This is a genomic window from Micromonospora sp. NPDC092111, assembly GCF_044755745.1.
Taxonomy (GTDB): Bacteria; Actinomycetota; Actinomycetes; order Mycobacteriales; family Micromonosporaceae; genus Micromonospora.
This window is the reverse complement of record NZ_JBIVRQ010000010.1, coordinates 115,393-132,675: the sequence shown is the minus strand read 5'-3', so window position 1 is coordinate 132,675 and position 17,283 is coordinate 115,393. Positions and strand designations below refer to the sequence as shown.

Sequence of the window (17,283 nt, the reverse complement as noted above, 5' to 3'; positions counted from 1 at the left end):
CGTGGGGGTGATCGACTCCGATTCCGCGAAAGGGCGGTATCGGAGCGACGATGACACCGCCACTCCGCCGCAAAGGAGTCGATCTTGTCGATCCGTGCGACGCGGGGACGCTTCGGGTTCGGTTGCGGACCCTCGGTGATCATGGTCGCCGACCAGTCGGCTTGCCGGCTCGATTGAGTCCGATCGGTGACTGTTCTGCCGGCCCTGACTGGTCGAAGCTTGCTGTCGGGGGAAGAACCGACCGGCACGGTCGGGGCACGGGAGGGGTGACCGTGGGGGGCGACGCCGAGTCGGGGGCGGGGCGCGAGCTCCTGGTGGTACTCGCGGTGGCGGGCGCCGGGCTTTTGCTCGCCATGGTGGCGGCGTTCGCGCCGTGGCACCCGAGGCCGGGACGGGTCGCCCCGGCCGGTCTGGTCGAACTGCACAGCCCCGACGAGGAGCACCCGCCCGCGGTCGAACTGACCGCCGGTTGAGCTGCCCCGGATGGCGGGCCGGTCGGTCTCCGGGGGGATGACCGACCGGCCCGCCTCTCGTCACCGGGCCGGTGACTGCTCCCGTCGTACCAGCAGGTCGGTCAACGTGGTCCGGTCGACCACCACCGCGATCGCGCCGTCCACGGCGAGCCACACGTCGCGCAGGCCGGCGGCCACCCCGTGGTAGCCGGCGTCCTCGGCGGGCAGGCCACGCACGGTGGTGAGCGATCCACCGACGGCGCGCAACACGTCCCCGACGCTGATCTCCGAGGCGGGCCGGGTCAGCGCGTAGCCCCCCTCGGTGCCCCGGTGGCTGTGCAGCAGCCCGGCCCGGCGCAGGTCGAGCAGGATGCCCTGGAGGAAGCTCAACGGGATGCCCTGGGCCTCCGCCAGGCTCGCCGCCTTGACCAGCTCCCCGCCGGTCCCGCCGTCGGGTCGAGCTGACCCGCCGCCGTCGTCGGTGGATGCGGTGGAGGTTGAGGCGTCGGCGGAGGCGGCGACGGCGAGCATGGCCCGGAGCGCGTAGTCGTTGCGCGCGGAGATGTACACGTCACTGACCGGCCTGGTCCAGCACGCCCCAGCGGCGGCGGATCGCCTTGTCGGCCGCCCCGAAGGCCGCGTCGACCAGCAGCCCGACCACCAGGATGACGATCATCGTGGAGAGCAGCCAGGGTGCGTCGGAGAGTTCCCGCGAGTAGGTGAGCTGGGCGCCCAGCGAGGTCTGCGAGATGCCGACCACCAGCAGCTCACCGGCCATCAGGCTGCGCCAGGAGAAGGCCCAGCCCTGCTTGAGCCCGGCGACGATGGCGGGCAGCGCGGCGGGCGCGATGACGTACCGGTAGAGGTTCAGCCCCCGGGCGCCGAGGTTGCGACCGGCCCGGACCAGCAGCGGCGGCACGTAGTCGACGCCGCTGATCACCCCGTTGGCGATGGACGGCGCGGCGCCGAGGACCACCACGAAGAAGATCGCCTTCTCGCTCAGCTCGAACAGCAGGATGGCCAGCGGGAACCAGGCGATCGACGGCATGGTCTGCAACGCGGTGATCATCGAGCCGATCGCGGCGCGGAGCACCCGGAACCTCGCCACCGCCAGGCCGACCAGCAGGCCGACCGCGACGGAGAAGACGTATCCCAGCGCAGCGCGTTGCAGCGTGGTGGCCAACCCGTCCCAGAGTTGCCGGCCGCCGGCCTGCCGGGCCAGCTCCTCGGCGACGGTGACCGGCCCGGGCAGCGAGTACGGCGGCTTCCAGCCGCTCCAGACCACCACCTGCCAGAGCCCGATGGCGATGGCGAGCGCGGCGATCTTGGGCCAGGTCGACGCCCAGATCCGGGTGCCCCGGGACACCTCCTTCTCCCGGCCGGCGATCTCCAGCGCGTCCAGCCCGGAGATCTCCGCGTCGGTACGTGCCGTGTCGGTGAGGGTGTCATTTGCCATGGCGGCCCACCTCCGTACGGAGCCGGTCGGTGACCTCGGAGGCGATCGCGGCGACCTCGGGGGAGTCGATGCGTCGGGGGCGGGGCACGGCCACCTCCGTGGACCAGATGATCCGGCCGGGCCGGCTGCTGAGCAGGATGATCCGGTCGGCGAGCCGGGCCGCCTCGCGGACGTTGTGGGTCACGAAGAGCACGGTGAGCTTCCGCTCCGCCCAGATCCGTTCCAGCTCGTCGTGCAGGATGTCCCGGGTCATCGCGTCGAGCGCGCCGAACGGCTCGTCCATCAGCAGTACCGGGGTGTCCAGGGCCAGGGTGCGGGCCAGCGCGACCCGCTGCCGCATCCCGCCGGAGAGTTCGTGCGGGCGCTTGCGCCCGAAGTCGGACAGGTGGACGGTGCGCAGCAGCTCCGCCACCCGCTCCCGGCGGTCCGCCCGGGGCAGCCCGCGCAGCTTCAGCGGCACCTCGACGTTGGCCTCGACGGTCAGCCACGGGAAGAGCGCCGGTTCCTGGAACATCAGGCCGGGGCGGGCGTCGTCGGCCACCGAGATCGTCCCGCCCTGCGCGCGGTCCAGCCCGGCGACCAGGTTGAGCAGGGTGCTCTTGCCGCAGCCGGACGCGCCGACGAGGCAGACGAACTCGCCCGGCCGGACGTCCAGGCTCACCCCGTCCAGGGCGAGGACGGCGTTCGTCCCCCGCCCGTACACCTTGGTCACGCCGGAGAGCGCGACCGCGGTGGTCGCGCTCCCCGGCGCCGTCGTGGTCGACGTCATGGCTGGGTGACCTCGGCCTGGCCCTGTGCCTTGAGCACCTCGTTGAGGTACGTGAGGTCGTACAGCCCGTCGAGGCTGACCGGCTGGGTGAGCTCCACCGCGACGGCGTGGTCGAGCCCGGTCTTCAGCGAGGACGCGATCGGGTCGTTGGTGAACAGCAGGGTCGGCCACGCCTGCTTGATCAGCTTGAGGTCCAGCGGCTTGCCGGTGATCTTGCCGATGTGGTCGGAGATGGCCTGCTGGGCCTCGTCCGGCTTGGTGTTGACGAACTCGTTCGCCGCGACCTGCCCCTCGACCAGCTTCTTCACCACGTCGGGGTGGGCCTTGAGGAACTTGGTGGAGACGATCAGGTTGGTGATGACGAACTTCTTGTCCGGCCAGAGGTCCCGCTCGTCGACGAGGACCTTGCCGCCGGCGTTGACCAGCCGGGAGACGAACGGCTCGGGCACCCACGCGCCGTCGATCGCGCCGCTGGTGAAGGTCTCCACCGTCTGCGCGTTCTCCTGCGGGACGATCTTGACGTCGCCGCCGCCCTCCTTGGTGGTCTTGAGGCCCTTCTCCTTGAGCCAGTACCGGATGGCCACGTCCTGGGTGTTGCCGAGCTGCGGGGTGGCGATCTTCTTGCCGCGTAGCTGCTCGACCGAGGTGATCTCCGGCTTGACCACCAGCGCGACCCCGCCGGAGGCGGCGCCGGAGATGACCCGGACGGCCTCGCCGTTGGACTTCGAGAAGGCGTTCACCGTCGGGTTCGGACCGATGTACGTCGCGTCGAGCGCACCGGAGAAGATCGCCTCGATGGCGGCCGGGCCGGCGTTGAACGTCTTGGTCTCCAGCTTGACGTCGCCGCCGAGCTTTCCGGTGAAGATGCCCTTCTCGACGCCGACCACGGCCGGGGCGTGGGTGATGTTGGGGAAGTAGCCCAGCCGGAGGGTGACCGGGCCGGACCCGCCGGCCGCGCTGTCGTCGTCACCGCACGCCGCGGTGGTCCCCATCGTCGCCGCGCCGATGACGGCGAGGGTGGCGAGGGAGACCAACCGACGGAAGGGGAGCCGTCTCATCGTCCATCCAATCCGCAGTATTCCTACTTAGTTGGTAGGAAGAGTGGGCCAGGGCCTGGCCGGCGTCAAGACCCGTCCACATCGCGGGATGAGCAGTCTCAGATATTCCCGGTTTTCCTACCTTCTTGATAGGTTTCTGCACCCCGGCGGCGAGCGCCTGGCGGGACGCGGCGAGAGGGCGGCCGGCATGACCTTCCACTGGTTCCTCCCCACCTCCGGCGACGGCGACCAGGTCGGTGCGGCCACCGTCACCGCCGGCGCGGCCCGGCACGACCGGGCCGCCACCGTCGGATACCTGACCGAGGTGGCCCGGTCCGCCGAGGCGGGCGGGTTCACCGCCCTGCTCACCCCGGTCGGGTCCGGCTGCCCCGACCCGTGGATCGTCTGCGCGGCGGTCACCCAGCACACCGACCGGATCGGCCTGCTGGTCGCCGTCCGGGCCGGCTTCGCGCTGCCCACCCTGATCGCCCAGCAGGCCGAGGCGTTCCAGGCGGTCTCCGGCGGGCGGCTCGCGCTCAACGTCGTCACCGGCGGCGATCCCGCCGAGCAGCGGGCGTACGGCGACTTCCTCGACCACGACGCCCGGTACGCCCGCACCGGCGAGTTCATCGAGGTGCTCCGCCGGGCCTGGCGGGGCGGCCCGTTCGACTTCGCCGGCGCGCACTACCGGGTCGACGGCGGCGGGCTGGCCACCCCGCTGGCCGACCCGCCGCCGGTCTACCTCGGCGGCGCGTCCCCGGCCGCCGAGCAGGTCGCCGCCCGACAGGCCGACGCGTACCTGATGTGGGGGGAGCCGCCCGCCGCGATCGCCGCCCGGGTGGCCCGGGTCCGGGCGCTCGCCGCCGCGCAGGGCCGTACCCTGCGTACCGGGTTGCGGCTGCACGTCATCGCCCGGCCCACCGCCACCCAGGCGTGGGCCGAGGCGGACCGGCTGCTGGCCGGGATGAGCCCGGAGCGGATCGCCGCCGCCCAGGCCCGGTTCGGCCGGATGGACTCCGTCGGCCAGGCCAGGATGGCCGCCCTGCACGGCGGCAGCGCCGACGGCCTCACCGTCGCGCCGAACCTCTGGGCCGGAATCGGCCTGGTCCGCGAGGGCGCGGGCACCGCGCTGGTCGGCAGCTACGACGAGGTCGCCGCCCGGATCGACGAGTACGCCGCCCGCGGCGTCGACGAGTTCATCCTCTCCGGCTGGCCGCACCGGGAGGAGGCGGAACGGGTCGGCGCCGAGGTGCTGCCCCGGGTCACCGCGTTCCCCGCCCCCGCCGGTGTGCCCGGCTGAGTCGCGCCCGAGGTCACCCGTGCGGCGGGTGCCGACACGCTAGGGTCGATCACGTGCCGACGCGGAGAGCGAGAATTCCAGCGACGAAATACCCGGTCGAGCGGTTCACCCTCGACAACGGCCTACGGGTGGTCCTCACCCCGGACCGCAGTGCTCCGGTGATCGGGGTCGCGGTCGTCTACGACGTCGGCATCCGCTCCGAGCCGGAGGGGCGCACCGGCTTCGCCCACCTCTTCGAGCACCTGATGTTCCAGGGCTCGGAGAACCTGGAGAAGCTGGCCCACTTCCGGCACATCCAGGGCGCCGGCGGGACCTTCAACGGCTCCACCCACCTGGACTACACCGACTACTTCGAGACGCTGCCCAGCAACGCCCTGGAACGGGCGCTCTTCCTGGAGGCCGACCGGATGCGCGGCCCCCGGCTGACCGAGGAGAACCTGCGCAACCAGGTCGACGTGGTCAAGGAGGAGATCCGGGTCAACGTGCTCAACCGGCCGTACGGCGGTTTCCCCTGGTTGACCCTGCCGCCGGTCATGTTCGACACCTTCCCCAACGCGCACGACGGCTACGGGTCCTTCGGTGACCTGGAGTCCGCCACCGTCGCCGATGCCGCCGACTTCTTCCGCCGCTACTACGCCAGCGGCAACGCCGTCCTGGCGGTCAGCGGCGACATCGACGTGGCCGGGGCGACCGAGCTGATCCAGCGGCACTTCGGCGACGTGCCGGCCCGGCCGGCCCCCGTACGCCCCGACTTCACCGAGCCGGACCTGACCGCCGAGCGGCGCACCTCGTACACCGACCGGCTGGCGCCGCTGCCGGCGGTGGCCTCGGCCTGGCGGGTGCCCGACCCGCTCGGCGACTTCGCCGGCTACCTGCCGTACGTGGTCCTCGCCGAGGTGCTGACCGACGGCGACGCGTCCCGGCTGGTCGAGCGGCTGGTCCAGCGGGACCGCAGCGTCACCGGCGTCGGCGGCTACCTCGGCTTCATGGGCGACCCGTTCGACGTCCGCGACCCCACCGCGCTGCTGTTCGAGGCACACCTGCCACCCGGCGGCGACGTGGACAAGGTGCTGCGCACCGTCGACGAGGAGCTGGACCGGCTGGCCACCGACGGGCTGACCGACGGCGAACTGGCCCGCACCCAGGCGCGGATGGCCACCCACCTGCTGCGGGACACCGACGCGGCGCTCGGCCGGGCGCTGCGGATGGCGGTCCTGGAGCAGCAGCGCGGCGAGCCGGGTCTGCTCAACGAGCTGCCCCGGCTGGTCGGCGAGGTCACCGAGGAGCAGGTCCGCGCCGCCGCCGCCACCCTGCGGCCGGAGCGCCGCGCGTCCATCGAGGTCGTCCCCGGAGGTGCCAGGTGAGCGCGAGGAGTGAGCCGGGTCTGCGGGCCCTTCCGCCGCTCGGCCCCACCCGCCGGCTCACACCACCGAAGCAGGCCGAGCGGCGGCTCGGCAACGGGCTCACCGTGATCGCGGTCCGCCGGTCCGCCGTCCCGCTGGTCGAGCTGCGGCTGTGGATGCCGTTCGGCCGCACCGACCTGTCCCGGGGCGCGATGCTCGCGCAGACCATCCTCGCCGGCACCCGGACCCGCACCGCCACCGAGATCGCCGCCGAGTTGCAGAAGGTCGGCGGCGGGCTCTCCGCCGGGGTCGACCCGGACCGGCTGATGCTCTCCGGGGCGGGCCTGGTCACCGGGCTGGACCGGATGCTGGAGCTGCTGGCCGACGTGCTGACCGGGGCCAGCTACCCGGTCGACTGGGTGAACACCGAGCGGGACCGGCTGGTCGACCGGATCCAGGTGGCGCAGAGCCAACCCGCCCACCTGGCCCGCACCGCGCTGCTCCGGCGGATCTACGGCCGGCACCCGTACGCGGTGCAGACCCCGGAGCCCGAGCAGGTCCGCGCGGTCCGCCCGGCGGCGCTGCGCCGGCTGCACGCCGACCGGGTACACCCGGCCGAGGCGGTGCTGGTGCTGGTCGGCGACGTGCAACCGGAGCGCGCGCTGGACGCCGCCGAGAAGGCCCTGGCGGGCTGGACCGGTGACAGCCGGGGCGTCGGCCTGCCGCCCGCCCCGCCGCTGGAACCCGGCCCGCTGCTGCTGGTGGACCGGCCCGGGTCGGTGCAGTCGTCGCTGCGGGTCGCGCTGCCGGCGGTGCCCCGCACCCACCCGGACCACGCCGCGCTGCAACTGGCCAACCTGATCTTCGGTGGCTACTTCTCGTCCCGCTGGACGGAGAACATCCGCGAGGACAAGGGCTACACCTACGGCCCGCACTCGGTGGTGGAGCACTCGGTCGCCGGTTCGGTGCTGGTCGCCGCCGCCGAGGTGGCCACCGAGGTGACCGGCCCGGCCCTGCTGGAGACCCTGTACGAGCTGGGCCGGCTGGCCTCGCTGCCGCCCGGGCCGGAGGAGCTGGAGCAGGCCCGCCAGTACGCCCTGGGCACACTCCAGCTCGGCATCTCCACCCAGGCCGGGCTGGCCTCGCTGACCAGCGCGTACGCCGGCAGCGGGCTGCGCCTGGACTTCCTCGCCGAGCATGCCGCCCGGCTGGCCAGGGCGACCGTCGAGGATGTCGCCGAGGCCGGTGCCCGGTACCTGGCCCCGGCCCGGGCGGTCACCGTGGTGCTCGGGGACGCCGAGCGGATCGCCGGGCCGCTGGCCGCCCTCACCCCGGTTCGGACGGAGTCGGCGTGAGCGGTGAGACCGACCCGCCGCTGGCCCGCTCCACGCTGGACCGGGCGGCGCACCGGCGGACCGACCCGCAGTGGCTGGCGCAGGCCTGGCGGCGGGCCCGGGTGCTGGTGTTGGACTCGACCCGGGAGGGCCGGGCGTTGGTCCGCACCGACGTCACACCGCCGGCGTTGGTGCTGCGGGACGCCGTCGAGCTGGGGTCGCCGGGGGAGTCGTACCCGCTCTTCCTCGGGGTGGAGCCGGACGGCGTGCCGGTCTTCGCGGTGGACGCCCCGCTGCCGCAGTTGCCGGGCACCCGGGAGGCCAACCTGCGCGAGGTCGGCCACCTGCTCTGCGATCGGGACGCCGGGATCTTCACCACCGCGTTGGCCCTGGTCAACTGGCATCTGGGGCACGGCTGGGCGCCCCGCAGCGGGCACCGGACGGAGGTCGACGAGGGCGGCTGGTCGAGGGTGGCGGCGGACGGCCACCGGGTCTGGCCGCGTACCGACCCGGCGATGATCGTCCTGGTGCACGACGGGATGGACGGGCAGGAGGGGCGCTGCCTGCTGGGCAACAACGCCGGCTGGCCGCGGATCCCCGGCGAGCGCCGCTTCTCCTGCCTCGCCGGTTACGTCGAGCCGGGGGAGTCGGCCGAGGCGGCCGTGCTGCGCGAGGTCCGCGAGGAGGTCGGCGTCGGGGTCGAGCGGATCGCGTACGCGGGCAGCCAGGCATGGCCGTTCCCCGGCTCGCTGATGCTGGGTTTCCTGGCCGAGGCGGACCCGGGTGAGCCGGTGCGGGTCGACCCGACGGAGATCGCGTACGCCCGCTGGTTCACCCGGCGCGAGATCGGCGCGGTGCTGGCCGGCCGCCCGGTGGACGCCGGGGACGGCGACCGGGTGGTCCTGCCGCCCCCCTCGTCGATCGCCCTCTTCCTGATCTACCGCTGGCTCGACGGCCACTACTGACACCCGCACCGGGTCCCGGGGCGACAGGCGACCGTCATCACGGTCACGGCCCGTGAGCGTCGTTGCCGCGACGGTCACGGGCCGTGACACGGGCCGTCGTGGACGGGCGGGGAACGAACTCGGCGGGGAGCCGGTCCGACCACGGCGGACGTGGGTGTGCCGGTCAGCCCGGTGGGTCGGTCCACCGCTGCCGGTGGCCGGGCTCGTCGAGCGGGAGCACCTTGACCCGTTGCCGGCCGGAGCGGACCGCGCCCACCGTGGCCAGGGCCCGGGCCAGCAGCAGGGCCGCGTCCCGGTCCTCGGCGTGCACGGTCTGGCGGCGGGACTCCGGGGCGGTCGGTTCGTCCCGCAGCGGGCCACCGCCGGCCCAGGCGGCGGCGAGGTCGATGTCGGCGGCGGTACGGATGTCGGTACGAACGATCAGGAACCGCATGGGTGTCTCCGGTCGGACCGCAGTGGACGGGTACGTTGTGGAACTTCCACGTCACTGGAACGTCATGTTACGCCCGTCGGCGTTCCCAGCAAGTGAAACGCCGCCATCGATCCGGTCCTGTCCGATCGGCCCATGCCTGGTCAGGCGGGCGGTCGCGGCGGAGACGACGCGGGGCCGCCGGCATCGCGCCGACGGCCCCGCCGTACTCACCGGATCAGTTCAGATCGAACTGTCCGTTCTTCGCGCCCTCGATGAACCCGAGCCAGCCGGCCCGGTTGAACAGCAGCACCGGGCCACCCGGGTCCTTGCTGTCCCGCAGCGCCACCCCGGTCGTCCCGGCGCCCATCGCCGCCACCTCCACGCAATTGGAGGTCTGGCTGCGGGTGCTCTTGTGCCAGCGGGCGTCGGCGGGGACGGTCTCGCGGATCTCGTTCATGGTTCTGCTCCTGGTCCTGGAACTGTTCCGACGGGGACGAGTGACGGCCGCCCGGCCCCGACGGTGTGGATCACCGTTCCGTCAGGCGCCCGGAGTGCCGGCGGCGCTGGGCCGGCGCCGATGCCGGACCCGGGGCCACCGTGGACGGAGCTGCCGTGTCGGACAGCCGTCCCGTCGCTTTGAAGAGCCAGGTAAGGGTGTCCGTTGCGGAGAGCGCCGCCGAGCATAGCCACTCAAAAGCCACTTTATAGCGATTTACGGTGGATGCCTCGGTCGACATGACGTCGATGAAGCCTCCTTCGATCGCCAACGTCTCCGGATCCTGCGGATCGGCGAACCGGTACAGCGAGAAGGCCGTCGGTGGCAGGTAGAACTCGCCGATCCGGGTGTCCCTCGGCAGCAGGTGCAGCGTCACGTTCGAGAGCATGGCCAGCTCGCACAGGTGGGCGAGCTGTTCGCGGAGCACGTCCGGCGGGCAGGCCCGGCGTCCCAGCGCCGCCTCCTCCAGCACCGCCGTGTAGCGCGGGCCGTCCGCCCGGTCCAGCAGGGACTGCCGGGCCAGCCGGGCCTTGACCTCGGTCTCCGGGTCCTCCCCGGCGGACGGGTCACCGACCTCGGTGGTGGCGGCGTCGGCCGAGACGATCCGCAGCCGGGCGTACCCCTCGGTCTGGAGCAGGCCCGGCACCAGGACCGGGTTGTACTCCCGGATCTCGGCGCAGCCCGCCTCCAGCTCCGCCCACCCAAGCTGCTGCTGGGTCATCACCGGGTACGACTTCCGCCAGCCGCGCATGTCGCCGGCCTCCTCGGTGATGCCGAGCAACTCCTCGCGGCATTCCTCGTCGGCCCCGTAGAGGTCCAGCAGGAGCCGGACGTCGTCCGGGTCCGGCCGGCTGCGGCCGTTCTCCAGCCGGGACAGCTTGGATGCCGACGCCCAGCCGATCCGCTCGATCACCTGGTCGCCGGTCAGCCCCGCCAGTTCGCGCAGGCGGCGCAGATCATTGCCGAGCCTGCGCCGGCGCAGGATCGGACTCGGTACGGCAGGAGGCACGGTGTCCTCATTTCCGTCGACCGCCGCAGACGCGACGGTAACTGTATGAAATTCGCCCCCCACGGTCAGTATGGACGGCGCGACCGGCGTCGGAGGTTCCGGCAAGGGCGTGTCTTGCGACAAAAAGAGGACTGTGGAACGTGCCACCGACCCCGGACGACCCCGTCCCCGGCCGGCGGCGCCTCCCCCGTACGCGCCCACCCGGGCGCCACCCCCGCCGGAGGGAACCCATGCGCACCGTGCTGCGCCGCCCCGACTTCCGACTGCTCTTCGCCGCGCTGCTGGCCAGCATGGCGGCCGAGTCGATCCTGCTGCTCGCCCTGGCCATCTGGGTCAAGGACCTCACCGGCTCCGACGGCCTGGCCGGCGCGACCATCTTCGCGATCATCGCGCCGATGACCCTCGCCCCGCTGGTCGGCTGGGTCGTCGACCGGTACCCCCGTCGGCCCTTCTTCGTCGTCGCCAACCTCGGCACGGCGCTGCTGCTCACCCCGCTCTTCGCGGTCCGCGACCGGGCCGACGTGTGGATCATCTACGTGGTGGCGGCGCTCTACGGGCTGTCGTACCTGACGCTGACCGCGACCCTGAGCGGCCTGATCCGCCAGCTCGTGCCGAGCGAGTTGCTGGCCGACGCGAACGGGGCGTTGCAGACCGTACGGCAGGGCCTACGCCTCGGCGGCCCGCTGGCCGGGGCGGCCCTCTACGCGGCCGTCGGCGGCTGGCTGCTCACCACCCTGGCGATGGCCGGCTTCGTCGTCGCCGCCGCCGTGGTGGGGCTGCTCCGGGTGACCGAGCAGGCGCCCGCGACGGGCACCCTGCGCTGGCCGGCGGAGCTGGGCGCGGGGCTGCGCCACCTGGCCGGCGAGGCGGCGCTGCGCCGGGCGCTGCTCGGCTACGGGCTGGGCTCGCTGGTGATGGGGTTCAGCGAGTCGTTGATCTTCGCGTACGTCGACCAGGGGTTGCGCCGCGACGCCGCCTTCGTCGGTGTGCTGGTCACCGTGCAAGGGGTCGGCGGCCTGGTGGGCGGCCTGCTCTCGCCGGCCGTGGTCCGCCGGTTCGGCGAACTGGGGGCGCTCGCCGCCGGGGTGACCTTCTTCGGACCGGCCGCGCTGGCGCTGGCCTGGCCGGACCTGCGGCTCGGGGTGCTGGCCCTGCTGCTCGCCGGGGTGTCCCTGCCGCTGACCACGGTCGGGCTCAACACGCTGGTCCAGCGGCGGACCCCGGCGGGGCTGCTCGGTCGGGTCACCGCGGCGTCCGAGGCGCTGGTCAGCGGACCGCAGGCGGTCTCCATCGGGGCCGGGGCGCTGCTCGTCGGCGTGCTGGACTACCGGCTGCTCTTCGTCCTGGTCGGCGTGGTCACCACCGCCGCCGGCCTGTGGCTCTGGCGGGGTCGTGAACTCTCCCCGCCGCCCGTCGCGGTGCCCCCCGTCCCGGTCCTGCCGACCCCGGCCGCCCGCATCCCGACGCCCCGCCGGCCGTTCGCCGAGCCGACCCGCCCGGTCGACCATCGGGTCGTCACCGCGGCCCGCCGGTTCCGGGGGCGATAGCTTCATGATCAACGGGGGCCGGGGCGGAGCCCACCAGGAGCGGCCGGCCCATCCGGGCCGGCCGCTCCTGGCCGTCGTGCGGGGTCAGCCGGGGAGGCTGGCCAGGTGTTGCTTGACCTGCGTGATCGACGGGTTGGTGAGGGCGCTGCCGTCGGCGAAGCGCAGCGTCGGGACGGTCTGGTTGCCCCCGTTGACGCTCATCACGAAGTCCGCCGCCTTCGGGTCCTGCTCGATGTCGACCACCTCGTACCCGATGCCCTCCCGGTCGAGCTGCGACTTCAGCCGGTGGCAGTAGCCGCACCACGGGGTGGAATACATCGTCAACATGGTCGGATCCTCCAAGGGTCGCCGCGCCCGGTCCGGTCAGGCCAGGCTAACCGGTGCAACATCAGCCGGAGCTGAGATGATTCCTCGCTGTGGTGGTTCACTCGACGGCGGAACTCGTGCTCGCCGGACTGGATCCGGAACAGCGGTCGGCGGTGACCGCCCCGGCCGGCCCGGTCTGCATCCTGGCCGGCGCCGGCACCGGCAAGACCCGCGCGGTGACCTCCCGGATCGCCCATCGTGCGCTGGCCGGCGAGATCTCCCCCCGGCACGTGCTCGCGGTCACCTTCACCGCCCGGGCCGCCGCCGAGATGCGCCACCGCATCGCCCTGATCGGAGTGCCGGGCGTGCAGGCGCGGACGTTCCACGCCGCCGCGCTGCGCCAGGTGCGCTACTTCGCCCCCCGGCTGCTCGACGGCCGGGCCATGCCCGAGCTGCTGGACAGCAAGGTCCGGGTGGTCACCCTGGCCGCCGCCAAGGTCGGCCTGCGGGCCGACCGGGCCGCCGCCCGCGACCTCTCCGGCGAGATCGAATGGGCCAAGTCGTCGCTGGTCGAGCCGGGGGAGTACGTCGTCGCCGCGGCCAAGGCGCTGCGCGAGACGCCGTACGAGCCGACGAAGGTGGCCGACGTCTTCGCCGCGTACGAACGGCTCAAACGCTCCGCCGGGGTGATCGACTTCGAGGACATGCTGCGCGCCGCCGTGTGGGGCATCGAGGAGCACCGGGACGTCGCCGAGCAGGTGCGCGGCCAGTACCGGCACTTCGTCGTCGACGAGTACCAGGACGTCAACCCGCTCCAGCAGCGGCTGCTGGACGCCTGGCTGGGCGGCCGGGACGACCTCACCGTGGTCGGCGACGCCAGCCAGACCATCTACTCGTTCACCGGGGCCACCTCGTCGTACCTGGTCGACTTCCCGCGCCGGCACCGGGGCGCCACCGTGGTCCGGCTGGTCCGCGACTACCGCTCCACCCCGCAGGTGGTCGGGCTGGCCAACGCGGTGATCAGTCAGGCCCGGGGCACCGAGGCCCGGCTCCGGCTGGAGCTGCACGGGCAGCGCCCGCCCGGCCCCGAACCGGAGCTGCGGATCTTCACCGACGAGCCGGCCGAGGCGACCGCCGTGGCGGCCCGCTGCCGGACCCTGGTCGACGGGGGCACCCCGGCGAAGGAGATCGCCGTGCTGTTCCGCACCAACGCCCAGTCCGAGGCGTACGAGAAGGCGTTGACCGAGGCCGGCGTGCCCTACGTGGTGCAGGGCGCCGAGCGGTTCTTCGAGCGGGCCGAGGTACGCCAGGCGATGATCGCGCTGCGCGCCGCCACCCGGTCCATCCCCGGCGAGACCCCATTGCCCGTCGCCGTGCGGGAGGCGCTGGCCGCCGTCGGCTGGGCGCCCGACGCGGCCCCGCCCGGCGGTGCCGCCCGGGAACGCTGGGAGGCGCTCGCCGCGCTGGTCCAACTCGCCGAGGAGTACGCGGCCACCCCCGAGGTGCTGCCGATCGGCGAGGCGGCGGCGGTGGAGCGCCCGGCCACCCTGGCGGACTTCAACGACGAACTGGCCCGCCGGGCCGCCCAGCAGCACGTGCCGACCGTGGACGGGGTGACCCTGGCCTCGCTGCACTCGGCCAAGGGGCTGGAGTGGGACGCCGTCTTCCTGGTCGGCCTCTCCGAGGGCACCCTGCCCACCTCGTACGCCCGCACCCCGGAGCAGGTCGAGGAGGAGCGCCGGCTGCTGTACGTCGGGATCACCCGGGCGCGGGAGTGGCTCTGGCTGTCGTACGCCTCGGCCCGCTCGCCCGGTGGTCGGGCCCGGCGGCCGTCCCGCTTCCTGCCCCAGCTCGACCGCTCCGGCGGCGGCGAACGGGCCGGGACCGGCGGGACCAGGCGGCCGGTGGAACGGCGGCGGACCCAGGTGATCTCCTGCCGGATCTGCGGCGCGACCCTGCTCGCCGGTCCGGACCGCAAGCTGGGCCGCTGCCCCACCTGCCCGTCCGACCTCGACGAGGGCCTGTACGCGCGGCTGTGCGACTGGCGGGCCCGGGTGGCCGGGGCGCAGAGGGTCCCCGCGTACGTGGTCTTCACCGACGCCACCCTGACCGCGCTGGCCGAGCGGCGGCCCGGACGGGTCGAGGAGTTGATCGCAATCGCCGGCATCGGCCCCCGCAAACTCGGCCTGTACGGCGAGGCGGTCCTGGCGTTGGTGGACGGCGCGGCGGTGGACGACATCGCCCCGGAGAAAACTTTCGAAATCTCGTCGTAAATTCGTTTGCCCTCGCCCCGGGGCGAGGAATAGCCTCAGGACACACCTCGCGAGCGGCGCCATTCCGGCTGCTCACGGGGGTTGAGTCCGAGCCGATACGAGGAACGTGAGGGAGGTGGCACCAATGAGGATCTTCACTTATGAGCGTCCGGCGGCGATGCCAGCCACCCACGCTCCGCTGTCGGCTGTCCGGGTGGCCCTTGCCGCCACGCGACCGTCGATTCCGCAGGTGCACCAGGTCCCGGTTCAGGCCGAGCTGAACCTGACCGTCGCACCGACCACCGGAGTCGAGGGGACCAGTGGCTTCACGGGTCTGGGCATCGATGTCGCCAAGAAGCGCATGGATGTCCGCGGCGTTCCACCTCGAGGTAGACCGGTCTGACCACCAGACCACCGGCTCACCTCGAGGCCGCGGAACCCGATAACCGGGATCCGCGGCCTCAGTTTTTTGCCCTGCCGAAGTACGTCGGTAATGCGATCCACGAGATCGAAGTGAGAGAGAGGTGACCGGGAGATGAGTCTGGCGTTGGCCCCCCTCGACGTGAGCGTCGAGCTGGAGGCGAACCTGCCCTGCCGGAAGTTCGACCCCGACCTGTGGTTCTCGGACTCGCCCACCGAGCTGGAAGTGGCCAAGTCGCTCTGCGGGGACTGCCCGCTGCGCGTCGAGTGCCTGGCCGGCGCGGTCGAGCGGGCCGAGCCGTGGGGCGTCTGGGGCGGCGAGATCTTCGAGCGTGGCGCGGTCGTCCCGCGCAAGCGGCCCCGTGGCCGTCCGCGCAAGGAGGACCTCGCCCGCGACGCGGCGCTCCGGGTCGAGGCCGAGGCGCGACTGGCGGCCAGTGGTGTGGCCACCTCGCGCAACGCGGTCCGGCTGGCGGCCTGACACCCACCCGATCCGTTCCATCCACCGCCGGTGACCACCGGCCACGAGAAAGCTGACACCGATGCTGCACCTGCCGAACGGAACCGAGATGCAACTACTCCACGAAGCGTTGTCCCGGGCTCGAATGCCCCGGCCTCAGGCCGGTCGTACCACCACGAGCACTGAGGCGCACCGTTCCGCCCGTACCGTCGCGATGAAGAGCCGGAGCCAGTCGGCCCGCGACCTGGGCGTTCTCTAGATCACCAACGATACGCGGGGGCGGTGACCGGAATCCGGTCACCGCCCCCGCCGCCGTCGTCGTCAGGCCACCGGCGCGAAGCCGGGCAGCCAGCGTTCCAGAATGTCGCGGTACGGCGCCTTCGCCTCCAGTTGGCACAACACGCCGATCGAACCCAGCGTCACCCGGTGGACGAGCAGGTACGACGGCGGCAGGTTGAGCTGCCGGCTGAGCTGGAAGGCCGGCGACTTCGGGCTGGCCAGTCGGGTCGCCTCGGACCGCAGCCAGGCCCGGGTGAACCGGAACTCCTCCTCGGCGACCGGGGCCAGCATCGGCCGGATGTAGTCCAGCAGCGCCGGTGCGTCGATCGGCTCGGTGGGGCTGACGAACCCCTCCTCGCGCAGCCCGGCGACCACCGCGTCGGCGTCGCCGCGCAGGGCCAGCCCGGCGAGCCGGCCGATCGGCTCGGGCGTGCCCTCCGGCATCCGGGCGACCGCGCCGAAGTCGATCACGCCGAGCCGGCCGTCGGGCAGCAGCCGGAAGTTGCCCGGGTGCGGGTCGGCGTGCAGCAGCCCGGCCCGGGGCGGGGCGGACAGATGCAGGATCGCCATCAGCCGGCCGGCGGCGTCCCGCTGCTCCTCGGTGCCCTCCCGGATGATCTCCGCCAGCGGTGTCCCCTCGATCCACTCGGTCACCAGCACCCGGGGCGACGCGGAGAGCACCGCCGGGATGAAGATCTCCGGGTCACCGGCGTACGCGGCGGCGAAGGCGCGCTGGGACTCGGCCTCCAACTCGTAGTCGAGTTCCTCGGTGATCCGTTCGCGCAGCTCGACCAGGAGCGGCTTGACGTCCAGGCCGGGCTGGATGGCGCGGAACATCCCGCCGAGCCGGGAGAGCTGCTTCAGGTCCGCCAGCAGCGCGTCCCCGGCACCCGGATACTGGATCTTGACGGCGGCGTCCCGGGACACGCCGGTCTCCGGGTCGCGCCACACCGCCCGGTGCACCTGGCCGATGCTCGCCGCCGCGGCCGGGGTGTCGTCGAAGGAGACGAACCGGTCCCGCCAGTCCGGGCCGAGCTGCTCGGCGAGGACCCGGTGCACGCTCGCCACGGGCAACGGCGGGGCCGCCTCCTGAAGCTTCGTCAACGCCTGCCGGTAGGGCGCGGCGATCTCCTCCGGCAGCGCCGCCTCGAAGACCGACAGCGCCTGGCCGAACTTCATCGCCCCGCCCTTGAGCTGCCCGAGGACGCTGAAGAGCTGCTCGGCGGTGCGTTGCTGGATCTCGGCGGAGATGACCTCGGAGGCGAGGCCGGTGACGCGCTTTCCCATGCCGAGGACGGTCCGGCCGGCGAAGCCGAGCGGCAGAGCGGCGAGCTTGGCGGTCCGGGACACGGCCCGGCGCGGGATGTCGGTCACCCGGTCATTGTTACCGACTCCGAGGGCCCACTGTTGCTCCGAAGCCGGGCTCGGTGCCCGCTACCCCTCTTC

General features: G+C 73.1%; 18 protein-coding genes. 9 read left to right on the top strand and 9 right to left on the bottom strand.

From position 1 onward, the window contains the following. The first annotated feature begins 272 nt into the window (after positions 1–272). Positions 273–473: a hypothetical protein gene (locus tag ACIQG9_RS20160; protein WP_400404463.1), complete on the top strand. Its 201-nt coding sequence runs from the start codon at positions 273–275 to the stop codon at positions 471–473. A gap of 60 nt (positions 474–533) precedes the next feature. Here ACIQG9_RS20160 and ACIQG9_RS20155 read toward each other — a convergent pair whose 3' ends face one another. Genes ACIQG9_RS20155 through ACIQG9_RS20140 form a run of 4 tightly spaced genes read right to left on the bottom strand, consistent with a single transcriptional unit; the run spans position 534 to position 3,735 of the window. Then, entirely contained in the window at positions 534–1,022 is a 489-nt protein-coding gene (locus ACIQG9_RS20155) for an RrF2 family transcriptional regulator (RefSeq protein WP_400404461.1), read from the bottom strand. A 1-nt stretch (position 1,023) separates the two neighbouring features. Beyond that, the gene (locus ACIQG9_RS20150) at positions 1,024–1,908 is read right to left on the bottom strand and encodes an ABC transporter permease (RefSeq protein WP_400404459.1); all 885 of its coding nucleotides are present in this window, start codon (positions 1,906–1,908) and stop codon (positions 1,024–1,026) included. Further along, the gene (locus tag ACIQG9_RS20145; protein WP_400404457.1) at positions 1,898–2,677 is read right to left on the bottom strand and encodes an ABC transporter ATP-binding protein; all 780 of its coding nucleotides are present in this window, start codon (positions 2,675–2,677) and stop codon (positions 1,898–1,900) included. Before ACIQG9_RS20145 ends, ACIQG9_RS20150 begins: the two co-directional genes overlap by 11 nt. Beyond that, positions 2,674–3,735, bottom strand: coding sequence for an ABC transporter substrate-binding protein (locus ACIQG9_RS20140; RefSeq protein WP_400404455.1), 1,062 nt, complete (start codon positions 3,733–3,735; stop codon positions 2,674–2,676). The genes ACIQG9_RS20145 and ACIQG9_RS20140 overlap by 4 nt, the downstream gene beginning before the upstream one ends. Before the next feature lie 187 nt (positions 3,736–3,922). Between ACIQG9_RS20140 and ACIQG9_RS20135 the strand changes: the two genes are divergently transcribed. The 4 genes from ACIQG9_RS20135 to nudC are packed head-to-tail and all read left to right on the top strand — an operon-like array spanning position 3,923 to position 8,656. Beyond that, positions 3,923–5,014, top strand: a complete 1,092-nt coding sequence (locus tag ACIQG9_RS20135; protein ID WP_400404453.1) for an LLM class flavin-dependent oxidoreductase — start codon at positions 3,923–3,925, stop codon at positions 5,012–5,014. A 53-nt stretch (positions 5,015–5,067) separates the two neighbouring features. Then, positions 5,068–6,378 carry a M16 family metallopeptidase gene (locus ACIQG9_RS20130; protein ID WP_400404451.1) on the top strand — a complete coding sequence of 437 codons (1,311 nt, stop codon included), beginning with the start codon at positions 5,068–5,070 and terminating at the stop codon, positions 6,376–6,378. Beyond that, the gene (locus ACIQG9_RS20125) at positions 6,375–7,712 is read left to right on the top strand and encodes a M16 family metallopeptidase (RefSeq protein ID WP_400404449.1); all 1,338 of its coding nucleotides are present in this window, start codon (positions 6,375–6,377) and stop codon (positions 7,710–7,712) included. Before ACIQG9_RS20130 ends, ACIQG9_RS20125 begins: the two co-directional genes overlap by 4 nt. Continuing rightward, positions 7,709–8,656 (top strand): NAD(+) diphosphatase, encoded by a 948-nt coding sequence (gene nudC, locus ACIQG9_RS20120; RefSeq protein ID WP_400404446.1) that lies wholly within the window; start codon positions 7,709–7,711, stop codon positions 8,654–8,656. Before ACIQG9_RS20125 ends, nudC begins: the two co-directional genes overlap by 4 nt. Positions 8,657–8,819: 163 nt before the next feature. On the opposite strand, the gene ACIQG9_RS20115 is transcribed toward nudC, so the two are convergent. The 3 genes from ACIQG9_RS20115 to ACIQG9_RS20105 form a co-directional block, all read right to left on the bottom strand. Then, complete coding sequence (locus ACIQG9_RS20115) at positions 8,820–9,089, bottom strand: hypothetical protein (protein WP_400404444.1); 270 nt, start codon at positions 9,087–9,089, stop codon at positions 8,820–8,822. Between the two features lie 214 nt (positions 9,090–9,303). Further along, entirely contained in the window at positions 9,304–9,525 is a 222-nt protein-coding gene (locus tag ACIQG9_RS20110; protein ID WP_400404442.1) for a DUF397 domain-containing protein, read from the bottom strand. 70 nt (positions 9,526–9,595) lie between these two features. Then, entirely contained in the window at positions 9,596–10,573 is a 978-nt protein-coding gene (locus ACIQG9_RS20105) for a helix-turn-helix domain-containing protein (protein ID WP_400404439.1), read from the bottom strand. Between the two features lie 230 nt (positions 10,574–10,803). On the opposite strand from ACIQG9_RS20105, the gene ACIQG9_RS20100 reads away from it, so the two are divergent. Then, positions 10,804–12,120: an MFS transporter gene (locus ACIQG9_RS20100; protein ID WP_400404438.1), complete on the top strand. Its 1,317-nt coding sequence runs from the start codon at positions 10,804–10,806 to the stop codon at positions 12,118–12,120. Between the two features lie 84 nt (positions 12,121–12,204). Here the strand turns inward: ACIQG9_RS20100 and ACIQG9_RS20095 are convergent, their stop codons facing one another. After that, a complete protein-coding gene (locus ACIQG9_RS20095; protein ID WP_400404435.1) occupies positions 12,205–12,447 on the bottom strand; it encodes a mycoredoxin in 243 nt (80 codons plus the stop codon). Between the two features lie 89 nt (positions 12,448–12,536). On the opposite strand from ACIQG9_RS20095, the gene ACIQG9_RS20090 reads away from it, so the two are divergent. From ACIQG9_RS20090 to ACIQG9_RS20080, 3 genes are all read left to right on the top strand, one after another. Beyond that, positions 12,537–14,699 (top strand): ATP-dependent DNA helicase UvrD2, encoded by a 2,163-nt coding sequence (locus tag ACIQG9_RS20090; RefSeq protein ID WP_400404432.1) that lies wholly within the window; start codon positions 12,537–12,539, stop codon positions 14,697–14,699. 124 nt (positions 14,700–14,823) lie between these two features. Further along, positions 14,824–15,081, top strand: a complete 258-nt coding sequence (locus ACIQG9_RS20085; protein WP_400404430.1) for a hypothetical protein — start codon at positions 14,824–14,826, stop codon at positions 15,079–15,081. A 132-nt stretch (positions 15,082–15,213) separates the two neighbouring features. Then, on the top strand, positions 15,214–15,579 hold the full coding sequence (locus tag ACIQG9_RS20080) for a WhiB family transcriptional regulator (RefSeq protein ID WP_400404428.1): 366 nt from the start codon (positions 15,214–15,216) through the stop codon (positions 15,577–15,579). 300 nt (positions 15,580–15,879) lie between these two features. Here ACIQG9_RS20080 and ACIQG9_RS20075 read toward each other — a convergent pair whose 3' ends face one another. Further along, entirely contained in the window at positions 15,880–17,211 is a 1,332-nt protein-coding gene (locus ACIQG9_RS20075; protein WP_400404426.1) for an ABC1 kinase family protein, read from the bottom strand. Between the last annotated feature and the right edge of the window lie 72 nt (positions 17,212–17,283).

Coding starts and splice junctions, on each gene's coding strand:
- ACIQG9_RS20150 (WP_400404459.1), bottom strand. CDS start 1,908: ATGGCAAATGACACCCTCACCGACACGGCACGTACCGACGCGGAGATC.
- ACIQG9_RS20145 (WP_400404457.1), bottom strand. CDS start 2,677: ATGACGTCGACCACGACGGCGCCGGGGAGCGCGACCACCGCGGTCGCG.
- ACIQG9_RS20140 (WP_400404455.1), bottom strand. CDS start 3,735: ATGAGACGGCTCCCCTTCCGTCGGTTGGTCTCCCTCGCCACCCTCGCC.
- ACIQG9_RS20135 (WP_400404453.1), top strand. CDS start 3,923: ATGACCTTCCACTGGTTCCTCCCCACCTCCGGCGACGGCGACCAGGTC.
- ACIQG9_RS20115 (WP_400404444.1), bottom strand. CDS start 9,089: ATGCGGTTCCTGATCGTTCGTACCGACATCCGTACCGCCGCCGACATC.
- ACIQG9_RS20110 (WP_400404442.1), bottom strand. CDS start 9,525: ATGAACGAGATCCGCGAGACCGTCCCCGCCGACGCCCGCTGGCACAAG.
- ACIQG9_RS20100 (WP_400404438.1), top strand. CDS start 10,804: ATGCGCACCGTGCTGCGCCGCCCCGACTTCCGACTGCTCTTCGCCGCG.
- ACIQG9_RS20095 (WP_400404435.1), bottom strand. CDS start 12,447: ATGTTGACGATGTATTCCACCCCGTGGTGCGGCTACTGCCACCGGCTG.
- ACIQG9_RS20085 (WP_400404430.1), top strand. CDS start 14,824: ATGAGGATCTTCACTTATGAGCGTCCGGCGGCGATGCCAGCCACCCAC.
- ACIQG9_RS20080 (WP_400404428.1), top strand. CDS start 15,214: ATGAGTCTGGCGTTGGCCCCCCTCGACGTGAGCGTCGAGCTGGAGGCG.